Annotated in this window: 12 protein-coding genes; 7 read left to right on the forward strand and 5 right to left on the reverse strand. The window is 43.2% G+C overall.

Annotated features, from left to right (window positions below; all coding sequences use genetic code 11):
- Positions 1–2,775: a PSD1 and planctomycete cytochrome C domain-containing protein gene (locus ACILP5_RS03980; RefSeq protein ID WP_395617368.1), complete on the reverse strand. Its 2,775-nt coding sequence runs from the start codon at positions 2,773–2,775 to the stop codon at positions 1–3.
- A gap of 3 nt (positions 2,776–2,778) precedes the next feature.
- Positions 2,779–4,239, reverse strand: coding sequence for a DUF1501 domain-containing protein (locus tag ACILP5_RS03985; RefSeq protein ID WP_395617369.1), 1,461 nt, complete (start codon positions 4,237–4,239; stop codon positions 2,779–2,781).
- 104 nt (positions 4,240–4,343) lie between these two features.
- On the opposite strand from ACILP5_RS03985, the gene ACILP5_RS03990 reads away from it, so the two are divergent.
- Entirely contained in the window at positions 4,344–5,429 is a 1,086-nt protein-coding gene (locus tag ACILP5_RS03990; protein WP_395617370.1) for a Gfo/Idh/MocA family protein, read from the forward strand.
- On the opposite strand, the gene ACILP5_RS03995 is transcribed toward ACILP5_RS03990, so the two are convergent.
- Positions 5,418–6,704 carry a GntP family permease gene (locus tag ACILP5_RS03995; protein ID WP_395617371.1) on the reverse strand — a complete coding sequence of 429 codons (1,287 nt, stop codon included), beginning with the start codon at positions 6,702–6,704 and terminating at the stop codon, positions 5,418–5,420. The two genes, ACILP5_RS03990 and ACILP5_RS03995, sit on opposite strands and share 12 nt — an antisense overlap.
- 128 nt (positions 6,705–6,832) lie before the next feature.
- Between ACILP5_RS03995 and ACILP5_RS04000 the strand changes: the two genes are divergently transcribed.
- The gene (locus tag ACILP5_RS04000) at positions 6,833–7,387 is read left to right on the forward strand and encodes a hypothetical protein (protein WP_395617372.1); all 555 of its coding nucleotides are present in this window, start codon (positions 6,833–6,835) and stop codon (positions 7,385–7,387) included.
- A gap of 118 nt (positions 7,388–7,505) precedes the next feature.
- The gene (locus ACILP5_RS04005; RefSeq protein WP_395617373.1) at positions 7,506–9,983 is read left to right on the forward strand and encodes a zinc-dependent metalloprotease; all 2,478 of its coding nucleotides are present in this window, start codon (positions 7,506–7,508) and stop codon (positions 9,981–9,983) included.
- Here ACILP5_RS04005 and ACILP5_RS04010 read toward each other — a convergent pair.
- A complete protein-coding gene (locus ACILP5_RS04010) occupies positions 9,973–10,389 on the reverse strand; it encodes an SRPBCC domain-containing protein (RefSeq protein WP_395617374.1) in 417 nt (138 codons plus the stop codon). The genes ACILP5_RS04005 and ACILP5_RS04010 overlap by 11 nt on opposite strands.
- A 176-nt stretch (positions 10,390–10,565) precedes the next feature.
- Here ACILP5_RS04010 and ACILP5_RS04015 point away from each other — a divergent pair, with 176 nt between their 5' ends.
- Together ACILP5_RS04015 and fabV are read left to right on the forward strand one after the other, a co-directional pair.
- Entirely contained in the window at positions 10,566–11,534 is a 969-nt protein-coding gene (locus ACILP5_RS04015) for an outer membrane beta-barrel protein (RefSeq protein ID WP_395617375.1), read from the forward strand.
- 65 nt (positions 11,535–11,599) lie between these two features.
- Positions 11,600–12,802, forward strand: coding sequence for an enoyl-ACP reductase FabV (gene fabV / locus ACILP5_RS04020; protein ID WP_395617376.1), 1,203 nt, complete (start codon positions 11,600–11,602; stop codon positions 12,800–12,802).
- Between the two features lie 231 nt (positions 12,803–13,033).
- Here the strand turns inward: fabV and ACILP5_RS04025 are convergent, their stop codons facing one another.
- Positions 13,034–13,945 carry a LysR substrate-binding domain-containing protein gene (locus ACILP5_RS04025; RefSeq protein ID WP_395617377.1) on the reverse strand — a complete coding sequence of 304 codons (912 nt, stop codon included), beginning with the start codon at positions 13,943–13,945 and terminating at the stop codon, positions 13,034–13,036.
- A gap of 261 nt (positions 13,946–14,206) precedes the next feature.
- Between ACILP5_RS04025 and ACILP5_RS04030 the strand changes: the two genes are divergently transcribed.
- Positions 14,207–15,175: a sodium-dependent bicarbonate transport family permease gene (locus ACILP5_RS04030; protein ID WP_395617378.1), complete on the forward strand. Its 969-nt coding sequence runs from the start codon at positions 14,207–14,209 to the stop codon at positions 15,173–15,175.
- On the forward strand, positions 15,168–16,010 hold the full coding sequence (locus ACILP5_RS04035; protein ID WP_395617379.1) for a DUF6671 family protein: 843 nt from the start codon (positions 15,168–15,170) through the stop codon (positions 16,008–16,010). The genes ACILP5_RS04030 and ACILP5_RS04035 overlap by 8 nt, the downstream gene beginning before the upstream one ends.
- The last annotated feature ends 3 nt before the right edge of the window (positions 16,011–16,013 follow it).

The following is a 16,013-nucleotide window of genomic DNA, read 5'->3' on the forward strand; positions in this document are numbered from 1 at the left end:
TTAAGGTTTATTTATGCTTTCATCAATGTTAAATAGGGCGTTTGCCACTAAGGTTTTAGCGACTAAATTAGCCGGATTAGGTGGCACATCGTTATCTGGACAAATTTTTAAAAAGGCCAACGTTTCTTTCGGGTGCGCTCGATAATACGCCAGGGTCTGCGTATAAAAAGTACTTAATGTCTCCGCTTTTTTAGGAGCAATAGTTCTGCCAAATAAATCAGCATAGCCTTTTTCAATAAAACGCAACCCATTCTCTTGGTATTTGCGCGCAAAAAATTGCGATGCCTCTATAAACACGGGATCATTTAGGGTATTCAGCGCTTGCATAGGCGTGTTCGTGCGAATCCTACGTGAAAGGCAAATATCGCGCGTTCCTGCATCAAAGGTTACCATCGTAGGATAAGGGCTGCTGCGTCTCCAATAGGTATAAAGTGAGCGTCTCCATTGTTCTTCTCCACTACTTTTTTCCCATTTCATGCCACTATACGGTGCATTCCAAACCCCATCTGGTTGCTCTGGCATAACACTAGGGCCGCCTAGTTTTTCACTCAATAATCCAGACCAAGCCAGGGCTTGATCGCGTACTTGCTCTGGGCTTAATCGGATGCGTGGACCCCGAGTTATGTAGCGATTGTTCGGGTCTTTTTCGCGAGTGGCCTTATCTACAATTGCAGATTGTTGGTAGCTAGCGGACATGACGATATACTTCAATAAATCTTTCGGTTTGTACTTGAAATCAACCTGAAACTTATAGGCTAAATGATCTAGCAAGGGCTGGTTTACAGGCGAGAGACCTTGACTCCCTAAGTCTTCTAATGTTTCGACGATTCCGATCCCAAACAGCTGTTCCCAGAATCGATTCACCGCCACGCGGGCAGTCAACGGATTGCTTTTGCCACCGATCCAATTCGCTAAATCCAAGCGATTGTTAACGGGGCCATTTTTGAATAAGGCCGGAATTCCAGGTTGTACCGCATCGGCTGGATTTAACCAAGAACCACGAGCAAAAACTCGGGTTGTTCTGGCAAAGTCCGCCGGGTTTTCGAGCATAACGGGGGTTGTTAATTCCGGTTCGGCGGCAATCGCTTTTAGGGCTAAACTTTCAAATTCGGTTGCTTTAAGTGCCGCAGGAACTTCAGGCAATAAAGCCCAAAATCCAATCGTCGCGGTCGTTTGGTCTGGCTTTGTTTTGGCATTCGTAAATTCCCAAACCAGGTCTTGCTTTCCAGGCAAAGAAGGAATGTTTACGAAGGTATAGGCCCAGCCTTTCACAAATAACCCTTTCGGTTTAGCGTATTTTTCCTGCAGCGTCGTATCTAGTTTTATACGAGCGATAACCGGCCCCGTTTTTGTGCCCTGATGAATAGTTAAAAACGTAGGCGCTGGACCCGAGTTTCGACAAGCAATTAACAGCTTGGTTTTTCCCATCACGGGAACGGCTTTAAAGCGCGCGGAACCGTTGTTTCGAACGGCTAAGTATTTGTTATCCGCTAAGGCGCTATTATCAAACTGATCTGCCCAATGTGGATGGATTTTAGGCTCCACAAAACGGATCATATTTCCCCAGGCTTTTTGGGAGGCGACAGGTTGATTGACTAAAAAGGATTTGAGCTGCGCAATCGTTTTTTCATCCTCCGGTTTGTAATGTTTGTAGGTAGGAGAATCATCGGGAATATCTTCGTCGCGGGAGTTATTAAAGAAGGCCATGTAGCGGTAATATTCCTCATGCCGAATCGGATCATAGGGATGGGAATGGCATTGAACACAGCCAAAACTTGTGCCTTGGAGCACCTCCCAAGTCGTATTTACGCGATCTAGGATAGCCGCCGTTCTGAACTCTTCATCCTCCGTTCCCCCTTCATCATTATTCGTAGTATTGCGGTGAAAGGCGGTGGCGATGTAATCGTTTTCTTGTGGATTAGGAAGCAGGTCCCCCGCGAGTTGTTCCTTAATAAACTGATCGTAAGGCTTGTTTTGATTGAAAGAGGCGATGATGTAATCCCGGTATTTCCAAATGCTTCGCGCCTCATCTTTCTCATATCCTTTCGTGTCCGCATAGCGCGCTAAGTCCATCCACATGGAGGCCCATTTTTCTCCAAAATGAGGGGATTTCAACAACTTATCCACCTGCTTTTCATAGGCGTCATCTGACTTATCTTTTTCGAATTCTTGGTAATCGGATGGCGTAGGAGGAAGCCCCGTTAAGTCTAAATAAAGTCTGCGCAATAGGTCTGGTTTAGTCGCCGATTCAGCAGGGGATAAGCCCTGATTTTTTTGTTCAGCTTGGACAAAATAATCCAACTCATTCTTTGCCCATCCACTCGAAATCCCTACCCAACTCAGTGCCTTTTCCCACCAACTTCCTACCGGAATGCTAGGAGCTTCCACGGGCTGATAAGCCCAATGTTCTCCCCAAGTGGCACCCTCTTTTACCCAGGTAGTTAGCAGCTCGATTTCTTCTTTCGAAAGTGCCGGTCTTTGGTACGGCATTTTTTCCTCTGGATCCTGACTGTGCAGTCGCTGAATAAAACTCGATTGTTCCGGATGTCCGGGGATAATGGCCGGCTTTCCAGATTTCGTTTTCGCTAAGGCCTCCTCTTGAAAAAGTAAACTAAAGCCACCTTGCTTTTTAACCCCTCCATGGCAGGAGATGCAATTCTTATTTAGGATGGGTTTTATCTGGGTGCTATAATCTACTTTTTCCGGTTTGCTTCCGAAGTAATAAGCCGCAATTCCAGCGATGCAAAGGCCCAGAAAAAGGATTATTCTGTTCATCACCTAGGCTAAAATCGGTTTAATCACTTTCCCGAATACATCGGTCAAGCGGAAATTTCGCCCTTGGAAAGGGAATGTAAATTCTTCGTGGTTGATGCCTAAGCAGTGCAAAATAGTTGCCTGAAGGTCATAAATGGACGTTTTCCCGCTAACGGTCGCATAGCCTAAATCATCGGTTTCGCCTAGCGACATACCCGGTTTGATACCTCCGCCTGCTAGCCACATGGTAAACGCCTCCGTATGATGGTCACGACCAAAATACCCTTGCGCCTTCCCTTCTCTATTTTCTTGCATGGGCGTACGTCCAAATTCCCCACCCCATACCACTAACGTTTCCTCTAACAATCCACGCTGTTCTAAGTCTATTAACAAGGCCGAAACCGCTCTATCTGTTTGTAAACATTTTTGATGCAAACCAAAATCTACCGATTCATTTTTCCCTGTTCCATGCATATCCCAGCCCCAGTCAAATAGCTGCACGAAACGAACGCCTTTTTCTACCATTTTTCTGGCCAGCAAGCAGTTATTCGCAAAGGATTCTTGCCCTGGATTTGTCCCGTATAACTGGTGGATATAGTCTGGCTCTTTGCTGATGTCCATCACCTCAGGAACGGAACTTTGCATCTTATAGGCCATCTCGTATTGTGCAATTCTGGCAACGGTTTCCGGGTCCCCAAACTCCTGGTAGGTTTCCTGATTTACCGCATTAATGGCATCGATACTAGCCTTACGAATATCGGATGTTAAGCCGTCAGGATTTTTGATAAATAGGACGGGCTCCCCAGCGGAGCGGCACTGCACTCCTTGGTAAACAGATGGGAGAAAACCACTTCCCCAGGCAGATTTACCCGCGTCGGGATTCTTTCCTCCAGAAGCAAGCACCATGAACGAAGGCAGGTTTTCATTCTCAGATCCTAGTCCGTAAGACACCCATGATCCAATCGATGGCCGGCCTAAGCGCGCCGATCCTGTATGCATAAGTAACTGGGCAGGTGCGTGATTAAATTGATCCGTATACATGCCTTTCAAGAAGGTAATTTTATCTGCTTGTGTGGCTAAATGTGGCAGGTGGTCTGAAATCCAATGACCTGCACTTCCTCGTTGCAGGAAATTTGCTTTAGGGCCTAATAAATTAGGCACCCCGCGAATGAAAGCAAATTTTTTTCCTTCAAGTAGTTCCTGTGGGCATTCTTTTCCATCAAATTTGGCAAGTAGAGGCTTGTAGTCAAATAATTCTAGTTGCGACGGCGCCCCAGCCATGTGTAAAAAGATGACCGACTTCGCTTTTCCGAAATGGGGCGGGATTCGAGTAGTCGCTTGTTGTGAGGTAGCCGGTGTTTGACAATTCCACAAGGCAGAACCGAAGGCAAGCGAGCCAATGCCTGTACCGAGCGACTGCAAAAAATGCCGTCTAGTCGCCAATACGGCTTCTTTTTCGATTGCTTCTTTGACTAAATTGTTCATATGGCCTGAATCAGGTTACCGGCGGATAAATCGCAGTTTCAAATATAGAACTTTGCATGATATATAAGTAAAATTTTATAATTTCCTACTCAAATACCATTCTTATGAAAAAGCTACTTTTCTTGATAATGTTGCCTTTTGTGTTTCAGGCTAAACCTGTGCGTGTCGGTATCGCTGGCATGACCCATGGACACGTGGGGCAAGTATATACGGCCATTAAAAAGCCACAACAAGATGTGATCATTGTAGGCTTTGCGGAACCCAATAAGGAATTAGGGATGTCGCTTTTGAAGAAGCAAAATCTCCCAGATTCGCTTTGGTTTCCTTCCTTAGAAGCCCTAATTGCGAAGACGAAACCAGAGGCCATTGCCGCCTTCAACAGTATTTATGAGCATTTGGAAGTAGTTAAAACTTGTGCCCCTAAGGGAATTCATGTGATTGTAGAAAAACCTTTGGCAGTTAATATGGATCACCTGAACCAAATGAATGCCATTGTGGCAAAACACCCTATTCATCTATTAACCAATTTTGAAACTACGTGGTATCCGTCTCATGCAAAAATGTGGCAGATGGTGAAGGAAGAAAAAGTCTTAGGAACCATTCGAAAAGTAGTAATCATGGATGGCCATCGTGGACCTAAAGAAATTGGATGTGCTCCTGAATTTCTACAGTGGTTGACGGATCCCGTTATGAATGGCGGTGGGGCGATTATTGATTTTGGCTGTTATGGGGCAAATATTATGACTTGGTTAATGGACGGCAAAAGACCGCTTTCCGTGACAGCGGTGACGCAGCAACTGAAACCCGATGTGTACCCGAAGGTGGACGACGAAGCGAGTATTATTTTGACATATCCGGATTGTCAAGCGATTATTCAAGCATCTTGGAATTGGCCTTTTGACAGAAAGGATACCGAAGTATATGGTACCAAAGGAATTCTTGTAGCCGATAAAACAAACAAGATGCGCTATGTGAAGGGAGATCGATTCGGGGAGGAAGGAATGATTTCCCTAAGCCCATTACCACACGAGGTTTCTAATGTGTTTCCCTATTTAGCGGCGGTCGTTCAAGGTCGAATTAAACCCAAGAAAGATTTATCCTCTTTCGAAATTAATCAAGCGGTGGTAGAGATTTTATCAGCCGCGAGGGAGTCCGCGAAAACAGGTAAGGCGGTTCAATTAAAGAACTAATTCAATTCCCAATACACCGATTAATCCCATAACTGCGAGTATGGTTTCCATGATGGTCCAGGAGCGCAAGCTGTTTTTGATGGATACGCCGAAGTATTCTTTGTAAAGCCAAAAACCGGCATCATTTACATGCGACAAAACCATAGACCCGGCTCCTATACTTAAAGCGAGCAGATTTGGGTTTGTGCCTGAGGAGGCCAATAAAGGCAATATCAATCCGGCTGTGGTGATGCCTGAAACGGTGGAAGAACCAGTCACAATCCGTAAAACGGCGGCAATTCCCCAGGCAATGATCAAGGGATTCAGGGCTGAATCTTGGGTAAACGAATGTAAGGCATCCCCCACGTGCATTTCTTGAAGTACTTCTTTAAAAGCACCTGCACCACCGAAGGTTAGCATCAGCGGAGACACTTCTTTGATGGATTCCACCAGCCATGCGCTGATTTCCGCCCAAGTAATTCCACGCCTGATTCCGAGCACATATACGGCGGCGAATACGGATACCAAGAGTGCCACCATAGGTTCGCCCAGTAATTCAATGACAGGCAATTGAACGAATGATTTAATAGCAATCAGCACCACAGGTAGTAATAAAATGAATAGACTATGTGCTACACTTGGGTTTTGGCCTACTTCATCTACCTCCACAAATGACATGGGAGTAGCGGGAATGTTTTTTACTGTTTTCCCAAACAACCAGCCAGAAGTTAACATGGCCGGAATCGAAATAAGGATACCATAACCCAGCGTGGCACCCATATCAGCCCCAGGCAAATGGGTAACTAAATAATAGGGAGCTGGATGAGGAGGCAGAAAACCTTGCGTAGTAGAAAGGGACGCCAGCATGGGAATTCCCAGGTAGACCGGGGGTAATTGATAGCGTTCTGCAGTCGACAACACGAGCGGCGCCAGCAAAAGAAACGCGACCGAAAAGAAAAGAGGAAGACCCACAATAAACCCGATCAACATAAAAGCAACAGGCAGGTTTTTTGGCCCAAATAGACGAACAAAATACTCAGATAAAACATAGGTGGCTCGGCTTTTCGCGACCATTTTACCTAACATGGCCCCTAAAATGATGATGGGGATGATGGATCCTAAGGTGCCGCCTATTCCCTTTTGAATGGCAGCAATGGTCTGTTCTGAAGAAAGCGAGCCTACCATTCCAAGGCCCAAGGAAACGACTAAGAAGGAAATAAATGGTTGAAGTTTCAGGACCGAGATTAGGGTCACTAATACCAATATGGCGATGCCGATTAGAAGCCAAATGCTCATATTTATCGATAGGTTTTTACAAATATAGGATAATTTCGTAGACGAAAGCGGAGGATTCAATCGACGAAATGACAACCTGAATGATGCATCTTTGTGGAACTTTGTCCAATCATAAAAACCCAACCAAAATGAAAAAATACCTAGCCATTTTAGCCGCGGCCATTCTATTTATGTCTTGTAAAAAAGACGAGAATGTTGAGCCTACAGATGACAATGAATTAATCACACGTGTAGAGTTAACCTTTATAAATAAGGCTACCAATGCATCAACCAAGTATACTTTTCAAGACAAAGATGGAGACCCGAAGACAGCTCCTGAAAAGTTTGATAAAATTGTTTTAACAAAAGGCGTTACCTACACGATGAGTATCGAAGCTTTTGATGACACTAAATCTCCAGTAACGGATATTACAGAGGAAATAGATGAAGAGTCAGATGTGCATTTATTTGTATTCAAAACCACGCCAGCTTCTTTATTAACGACGACGATTGAAGATATAGATAAAAATGGTTTGCCTATTGGTTTAACCACGAAAGTGCTAGCCTCTTCCACAGCTGGTACAGGTAAATTCAATGTGTTATTAAAACACCAGCCAGTATTAAATGGAGTTAAAGTGAAGACGGGACAAGAAGCGGGAGGGAGTACGGATATCGATCTTACATTTGATTTGGAAGTGAAATAGCCTCATAATCACTTAAAAAGGAAGCCCTCAGACGAGGGCTTTTTTTATGGTTAGCCTACAAGGTGTTCGTAGATTAAATAATTATTTCATTAATTTGGGATAAATAGAAATAAGACGAATGAAAAAAGCAATTCTCCTTAGTTGCGGCTTACTTGCAGCTACTTTTTTAAGCCACGCTCAATCGAGCAAAGCTCCAGCTGCAATCCAGCCTAAACCTGCCGATTCTTCCGCTGTGAAGAAGCCTGCATCGAAGTCGAAATCTTACGATCAGGTCATTACGAAGGAGGCGAAATCCAAAAAAGGCCTATTCACCACTCACCAGGTAGGCGATAAGTTCTATTTCGAAATCCCGAAAAAACATTTAGGCAAAGATATGTTATTGGTCAGCCAAATCGCCAAACTTCCAAGTGGTATCGGCGGGGGCTACGTCAATGCGGGAACGTCTTCTCGGGAGCAATTGATTGTTTGGGAGAAATTCCAAGAAAAGATTATGATCAAAATCAAATCCTACGCGTCGGTTGCAGCAGATTCATTGCCTATTAGCTTGTCAGTAAAGGCCAATAATTACGAGCCTACCTTGTATATGTTTGACATTGAAACCTACAGCAAAGATTCTTCTAATGTAGTGATTGATGTAACTAAATTTTACAGTAGTGACGTTCCGGCAATGAGTGCTTTAGATGCCTCCTTGCGTGCGACTCATGGGGTGAGAAACTTAGATGCGTCAAGGAGTTTTATTCGTTCCATGAAGTCGTTCCCGTTGAACATCGAAGTGCTACAAGATTTCACCTACAATGCTTCGAAACCATCCGTAACGGCTTACACGGAAACCATTAGCTTGCAGATGAATCAGTCGATGATTTTATTGCCTGAGAAGCCGATGAAGCCGCGTTTATTTGATGAGCGTGTGGGGTATTTCACCCAAAGACAATACGATTATTCCAGTGAGGAATTAAAATCAGATCAAAAAACATACATCCAGCGCTGGCGCCTAGAGCCGAAAGACATGGCGGCTTACAAGCGCGGGGAACTAGTTGAACCGATAAAACCAATCGTCTATTACCTTGATCCTGCGACGCCGATGAAGTTGCGCAAGCACATGAAAAAAGGGGTGGAGAACTGGCAAAAAGCCTTTGAAGTTGCCGGTTTTAAAAATGCGATTATTTGCAAAGATCCTCCAACTGCTGCCGAAGATCCGGATTTTTCTCCTGAAGATATCCGTTATTCCGTGATTCGCTATGTTGCAAGCACGACGCGCAATGCGACGGGACCCAGTGTGAGCGATCCGCGTTCTGGAGAGATTATTGAGAGTGATATTATTTGGTACCATAACCATTTACGTTCCTACCGTAATCGATTCTTATTAGAAACCGGTGCCTCTAATCCGAACGCACGTACCCTAGATACGCGTGAGGAGGACATTGGCGAGATGATGGAAATGGTGATTTCACATGAGGTGGGACACGCCTTAGGTTTCCCGCACAACATGGGGGCGAGTAGCTCGTACGAGGTGGAGAATTACCGCAAGGCAGATTTCACGAATAAAGAAGGAATTTCTGCTAGTATCATGGATTACGCGCGCTTTAATTATATCGCGCAGCCAGGAGACCAGGGCGTTCGTTATATCCGACAAATGGGCCCTTATGATGATTATGCTGTGAATTGGGGTTATAGAGTATTGCCTGATGCAGTTCGTCCAGAAGACGAAGTGCCTACCTTGAATAAGTGGGTGGAGGCGAAAGCGGGTGACCCACGATTCCGTTTTGGAAATCAGGGAACGAATTTCGATCCAAGTTCTCAAACAGAAGACATTGGAAATGATCCGATTCGCGCGAGCACCTATGCGGTGAAAAACTTGAAGTATGTGGCCAAAAATTTAGCCGATTGGACGAGCAAAAAGACCAACGATTACGAGGATTTGATCGAGTTGAACGATGAATTATTGGGTTCATGGTCGCGCTATGTGGGTCACGTGACGACCATGGTGGGCGGTGTTTATGAGCAATATGCTAAACCAAATCAAAACATTTCTTCTTATAATCCGGTGCCTAAAGCAAGCCAACAAGCAGCAGTCAATTGGTTAATCGCGAATGTTTTCACGAATGTGGATTGGTTGATAAACAGAGAGGTGGTAACGCACAACATGGCGGGTTACATCGATCGAATGAGAAGTTTACAGGTTAGTCCGATGAACCGGATGTTAAGTTTAGAGACTTTTGCGCGTTTGGATAATAGTGGATTGACTACTCCAAATCATTACAAGACCATTGATCTTTTCCAAGATGTACGCGGAGGCATTTGGAATGAATTAACTAGTGGCAAAAACATCGATCAATTCCGCCGTAATTTACAGAAGGCCTACATCGAACGCATGAAAGCGTTGATGACAGATCAGGCGAATGCACCAGCTGCTTTCGGTGCCCGCGAAAGCTATCCAGTAGCACAATCTGATGTACGCTCGATCGTGCGAGGGGAGTTGAAGGCGCTTCAAGCTAGTTTAGCGGCCTCAAAGGCGAAGTTTACAGATAAAGAGGTGCGCTACCACTTGGATGATTGTTTAGAGCGCGTGGGGTTGATTTTAAATCCTAGGAAGTAGGATTTTCAGCATAGCTTTTAAAGTTATCTAAAATCATCTGCCAGCCGGCTTGTTGCAGGGCCTCTGGGTTTTGATTTTCTGGTTCAAATTCCTCAGTTACTTTCGTGCCCATTTCGGTGGATGCGAAAGTAACTTTCATTTTACGCCCATCACCGATGAGGATATCGAGTGATTTTTGCTCCTCTATTTTCTGGAAAGTTCCCCAAAAATCAAAGCTCATCGAGCCATCTCTCGCCGCCATTTCATAGTGAAATTCTCCACCTACTTGCAGGTTTGTTTTCGCCGACGGGCAGTGCCAATCTGGTGATGCGAAGTTCCAGTTTTGAACGTGTTCAGGACTTGTCCACTTCTCCCAAACGGTAGCTAGGGGAGCGTTGATGGTGGTTTGTACGGTAATGAAAGCCATTCTACTTATGAGCTGTGGTGAGTAAATAAGACCTCTTTTCGGATCCTTAGGGGGCAAAAACAGGTAATTTTTTACAAATGTACTTTTTTGAGAGTGCAAATGTGAGCCACAACTGATAAATTTTGACTTAACTTTGCCTCGCTATTTTCATCTCAAAAGATGTGAATTTATTCGGAATGAAGAATCTATTGATTTTGTGTCTACTCAGTATGTCTGCCATGGGGCAGTCGGACACCTTGCGGTATACGTTTGGGGCTTATGTAGAAACCTATTATGGGCATAGCTTTGCTAGCCCGAAGGCTACGGAAAAGTCGGCCTTGTTTTACAATCACACTTCGCTTAACCGCCCAGCAATTAACTTAGGGCTCGTGGAGTTTTCCGTGTCAAAATCGAAGTGGACTCTTCGGGGGGATTTCATGTTGGGAACCTATTCGCAGAAAAACTTAGCCGCTGAGCCTGGTCTTTTGAAACATATTTACCAACTCAATGCGCAAGTGCAATTAGCGCCTAAGCACCAGCTGATTGTGGGAATTATGCCTTCACACATTGGCTTAGAGTCAGCGAAAAACTGGGAAAATCCGAGTTTTTCGCGCAGTTATATCGCAGAGAATTCCCCGTATTATGAAACAGGAATGGCCTGGAGTTATAACCCTACCCAGCGGATGAATGTGAAGGTTTTAGCTTTAACGGGCTGGCAAACGATCCATCGATTCCGCCCGGCATTAGGGACACAGATTACGATAGATAATGCCAAAGGTCTTCGCTTTAATTCGAGTGGTTTCATCGGGGATGAGGGAAAAGGACTAAGAGTATTTTATGATAATTATGTGCGGATTCCCATTTCAAATCGGTTCAATGCCTCCATTAGTTCGGATTTCGGGGTTGAGTCAGGTAAGTTTTGGCATGGGGGAGCGGTTTTTCTCACCTGGAAAGCAAAGCCATCGCTGAAGTTCACTGGGCGTTTGGAATATTATAATGACCCGCATGCCATTATCTTGGCGGAATCTTTAACGGACGTTTCGCAGTCTTTGACAGTAGATTACCAATTGAAGTCATGGACGATGTTGCGCACCGAGTTGAAGCATTCTGCTAAATGGGGAAATGAAATCGTGGCGGGGCTTTTGTTCAACCTCCAGGCTAATTGACCCAGGGCATCTTATGGGATAATTAGGGGCTTTGACTATATTTGCACAAACAAAATACAAGCACCATGATTATTGAACCTAGAATGAGAGGGTTTATCTGTTTGACATCTCACCCGAAAGGATGCGAAAAGAACGTATTAAATCAAATTGACTACGTGAAGTCAAAGGGAGCCATCGATGGCCCTAAAAAAGTGCTTGTCATCGGAGCCTCGACGGGCTTTGGTTTAGCTTCTCGAATCACGAGTGCATTCGGATCGAATGCCGCGACGATAGGCGTTTTCTTTGAAAAAGCTCCTGCAGAAGGCAAAACAGCCTCTCCGGGATATTATAATAGCCTTGCTTTCGAAGCAGCGGCAGGCAAAGCGGGTCTTTATGCGAAAAGCATTAACGGCGACGCGTTCTCGAACGAAGTAAAAACCCAAACAATCGACTTAATCAAGGCGGATCTAGGCCAAATCGATTTAGTGATTTATAGTTTAGCGTCTCCTGTACGTCAGCATCCAGTTTCGGGCGTGTTGCACCGTTCGGTTTTGAAGCCTATCGGCGACACATTCACGGATAAAACGGTTGATTTCCACACGGGGATTGTTTCGGATGTGACAATTACACCTTGCAGTGATGAAGATATTGCGAACACGGTTGAAGTAATGGGTGGTGAAGATTGGCAGATGTGGATGGATGCCTTGTTGAATGCGGGCGTTTTAGCAGATGGCGCGATGACCGTTGCGTATTCCTACATTGGACCTAAAGTAACGGAGCCCGTTTACCGCAAGGGAACTATCGGAATGGCGAAAGACCATTTAGAAGCGACGGCATTTAAGATTACGGATGATTTGGCCAAAATAGGAGGCAAAGCCTTCGTTTCAGTGAACAAAGCCTTAGTAACTCAAGCTAGTTCAGCGATCCCTGTGATTCCTTTGTACATCTCTTTGTTGTACAAAATAATGAAAGCAGAAGGCACTCACGAGGGTTGTATCGAACAAATTCAACGTCTTTATAGCCAACGCTTGTACACAAACGGAGAGATTCCTGTGGACGAAAAAGGCCGTATACGTATCGACGATTGGGAAATGAATGACGAGGTTCAAAAAGAGGTTGCGGAATTATGGAAAGGAGCTACGACAGAAAACTTGACTGCGATCGGCGATTTAGCGGGCTATAAATCAGATTTCTTGAACTTATTCGGTTTCGGTTTTGAAGGTGTAGATTACGCTGCGGAGGCAAATGAAATGGTGGAGATTCCGGGATTGATAACGGTAGCGAAATAAAAGGAAACCCATTCGGCAGATCCAATTGATACGATTTTGAGAGAGATGCCGGAGAAATCATATTATTAATATTTTTTATGATTTCTATAACATAGTTTAAATTTTATTATTCATTAATGTAGTTTACTTTTGAAATGCAAACGACTCTGACTCAATTAAATCATTTATTGTGTTAGTTTAATTAATGAACATTTAGTTATTAAAGGCCAAGCATTCTTTGCTTGGCTTTTTTCATTCAAAGTATTTCTGTCTGATTTGAGCTTTATTTTCGATTAAATAGGTTAAAAATGCCTTCGAAACAGGAGATAAATTTTTGTCTTTGTGCCAGATTAATTTCCATTTTGTTGAGATAGGTAGACCATTTCTTTCTATGATCTTTAAGGCACCTGATTTGATCTCATTTTTTATACCAATGATAGGCATGATCGAATAGCCTAATCCAGCAATAACCGCCTGTTTCACTGCTTCATTTGACATTAATTCAATTTTTTTCAAACCATCTACGCCTTGTTTTTTAAAGTAGTTCTCCATTATTTTTCTGGTACCAGATCCATTTTCTCTGAATATGAGTGGGAGTTCATTTTTGAAATCTTTGTAGTTAAAGGTAGGCGACATTACAGCTGTTTCATTATTTCCGACTAGGTATAAATCGTTTGAAAGGATATCGACGTAGTCAAAAGTAGGGTTTTCTAATGCGTCTGAAACTAAGCTAAAATCGACTTCATTTAAGAGCTGACTTTCTAATACTTTTTCCCTGTTTGTCACATCAATGCTTATTTCAACGCCAGGATTTGAACGAAGAAATTCGGTCAGAAAATACGGTAATACATATTTACCAGTTGAAACAATAGAGATTTTTAGACGACCTACTAGTTGATCTTTGAATGCCATGGTTTTGTAGTTAATGGCATATACTTGGTCTAAGATTCCTTTCGCTGATTCTGCAATTTCTCTTCCAAAATCCGTAATGTAAATTTTTTTTCCAATGATCTCGAGAAGTGGAATATCGAATTGCGCTTGAAGGTTTTTAATCTGTATAGAAACCGCAGGCTGTGTAAGGTTTAACTCTTCCGCCGCTTTTGTAATGCTAGAAGTGTTCACCACCTTCAAGAAAATCTGTAATTGATTTAGGGTATAGTTCATAACATAACATTATGTATTTCATTATAAACTTAAATAAAAATTATTATTGTTACTGTATTTATTTTGTAACTAAATTAAGTATAATGCTATCCGCCTTAAAATTTGTCTTCCTTACTTCTCATATAATCCTAATTGTAGGATTGCTATTTGTCACTTTTCAGGAGTCTGATATCGTTCAAGAAAAGGTCAATTTGGCATTAATTATATTTACCACTTTAAATCTGATTCGCCTAATTCAAAAGGGGAATAAGGAAAATCATAATGATCAATTTTGAGCTCCTATCCTTTAATTTAACGAACCCTACTCTACTTTTTTTCATCTTAGGGGTTTTTGCAAAATATGTCAAGAGTGATTTAGAAGTACCTGCTGCCTCTAAAAACTTTATCTCTTTGTATTTATTATTTTCCATTGGTTTCAATGGGGGAAGTGAATTAGCGGTGACTGGAATTACGAATGAAGTAATCGTGAGTCTTTTATTTGGGATGTCTTTAGCACTCATTATCCCACTGTATTCTTATTTCATTTTGCGCATTAAATTAAATTCCTCAGATGCAGGTGCTATTGCTGCATCCTATGGCTCTGTCAGCGCCGTAACTTTTGTTTCAGCTGTTGCTTTTTTAGAGATGAACAAACTGCATGTAGGGGGAGAAATGGTAGCCGTTATGGCCTCTATGGAGTTCCCCGCTATTATCATGGGGGTTATTTTAATGAATGTGTTCCCTGAAAAAAAAGCAGAGATAGTTCCCGTTCAATGGAAAGTGGCGATGAAACACTCATTGACGAATGGAAGTGTGTTAATGATTTTTGGAAGTTTACTCATCGGATTCGTATCTGATTCTTCCCAATCCATCGGAATTAAGCATTTTACTTCAGATATATTTAAGGGCTTTTTAGCCATATTTCTTCTGGATATGGGAATGGTGGCCGCTAGCAGGTTTAAGGCCTTTAAAAAGCAGGGGTCATTTTTATTGCTTTTTGCCTTGCTAGTGCCACTTTTTAATGGGGTTTCCGTGGCCTATATTTCACAATTCATAACGAATAATGTGGGGGATCGACTGATATTCTCCATTTTGGCAGCTAGCGCCTCCTACATTGCTGTACCAGCAGCAATGCGCTTAGTAGCACCTAAAGCAGACCCAGGAATTTATATTCCCATGGCATTAGGGGTAACGTTTCCCTTAAATATTACGTTGGGTTTCCCATTGTATATGCAAATTATCCATGGCTAGTGAACAGTATTTTAAGGGGAAGAAAGTCGTGATCGTGACTAAACATGGGAAAGAAATGGTCATAGGGCCGGCGTTGGAAGAATTTTTTGGGATGGAGTATATCGTTTCTGAGAATATAGATACCGATTTATTAGGCACATTTACGGGAGAGGTGGAGCGAGTTTTATCACCTGTGGAGGCAGCTAGGCAAAAATGTATTTTAGCGTTAGAGGAATATGATGTGGATTTTGCCATCGGTTCGGAAGGATCTTTTGGTCCTCATCCTACCCTGTATTTTTTACCTGCGGATGAGGAATTTATCGTTTTAATGAACCGAAAAAAGGACTTTGAGATTGCAGTTAAAATGGCGAGCCTACAAACAAATTATGCTTCTTATGACATGGACTCCGAGAGTACATTAAATTCATTTTTGGAACAAGTAAAATTCCCCTCTCACGGCTTGCATGTGAAAGGTCCTAAGGATTACCTTGCGAAAGGAATTAGGTCGCAAAATCGATTAAACCAGGCGCTTCAGGAGGCGGTCGATCAATTTGGAACCTATACGATCGAAACCGATATGCGTGCGATGAACAATCCTACCCGGATGTCAGTTATTCAAGAGCTGACCGGAAAATTAGTCGAGAAGATGAAGAGCTGTTGTCCTAGCTGCCAAAGACCTGGATTTAGTCCTTCCGATGTGATTCGTGGTCTGGTGTGTTCTTGTTGCTCCTTACCGACTAAATCGGTTAAATCCGTTATTTATAGTTGTGAAGGGTGCCACTACACAACATGTATCGATTTCCCGGAATCGAAAACGACCGAGGATCCGATGTTTTGTGATTTTTGTAACCCCTAAGTA

It is taken from the genome of Aquirufa sp., from assembly GCF_044239315.1.
Taxonomy (GTDB): Bacteria; Bacteroidota; Bacteroidia; order Cytophagales; family Spirosomataceae; genus Aquirufa.

Coding starts and splice junctions, on each gene's coding strand:
- ACILP5_RS04025 (WP_395617377.1), bottom strand. CDS start 13,945: ATGAACTATACCCTAAATCAATTACAGATTTTCTTGAAGGTGGTGAAC.
- ACILP5_RS04005 (WP_395617373.1), top strand. CDS start 7,506: ATGAAAAAAGCAATTCTCCTTAGTTGCGGCTTACTTGCAGCTACTTTT.
- ACILP5_RS03995 (WP_395617371.1), bottom strand. CDS start 6,704: ATGAGCATTTGGCTTCTAATCGGCATCGCCATATTGGTATTAGTGACC.
- ACILP5_RS03990 (WP_395617370.1), top strand. CDS start 4,344: ATGAAAAAGCTACTTTTCTTGATAATGTTGCCTTTTGTGTTTCAGGCT.
- ACILP5_RS04030 (WP_395617378.1), top strand. CDS start 14,207: ATGATCAATTTTGAGCTCCTATCCTTTAATTTAACGAACCCTACTCTA.
- ACILP5_RS03985 (WP_395617369.1), bottom strand. CDS start 4,239: ATGAACAATTTAGTCAAAGAAGCAATCGAAAAAGAAGCCGTATTGGCG.
- ACILP5_RS04010 (WP_395617374.1), bottom strand. CDS start 10,389: ATGGCTTTCATTACCGTACAAACCACCATCAACGCTCCCCTAGCTACC.
- ACILP5_RS04000 (WP_395617372.1), top strand. CDS start 6,833: ATGAAAAAATACCTAGCCATTTTAGCCGCGGCCATTCTATTTATGTCT.
- ACILP5_RS04015 (WP_395617375.1), top strand. CDS start 10,566: ATGAAGAATCTATTGATTTTGTGTCTACTCAGTATGTCTGCCATGGGG.
- ACILP5_RS03980 (WP_395617368.1), bottom strand. CDS start 2,775: ATGAACAGAATAATCCTTTTTCTGGGCCTTTGCATCGCTGGAATTGCG.
- fabV (WP_395617376.1), top strand. CDS start 11,600: ATGATTATTGAACCTAGAATGAGAGGGTTTATCTGTTTGACATCTCAC.
- ACILP5_RS04035 (WP_395617379.1), top strand. CDS start 15,168: ATGGCTAGTGAACAGTATTTTAAGGGGAAGAAAGTCGTGATCGTGACT.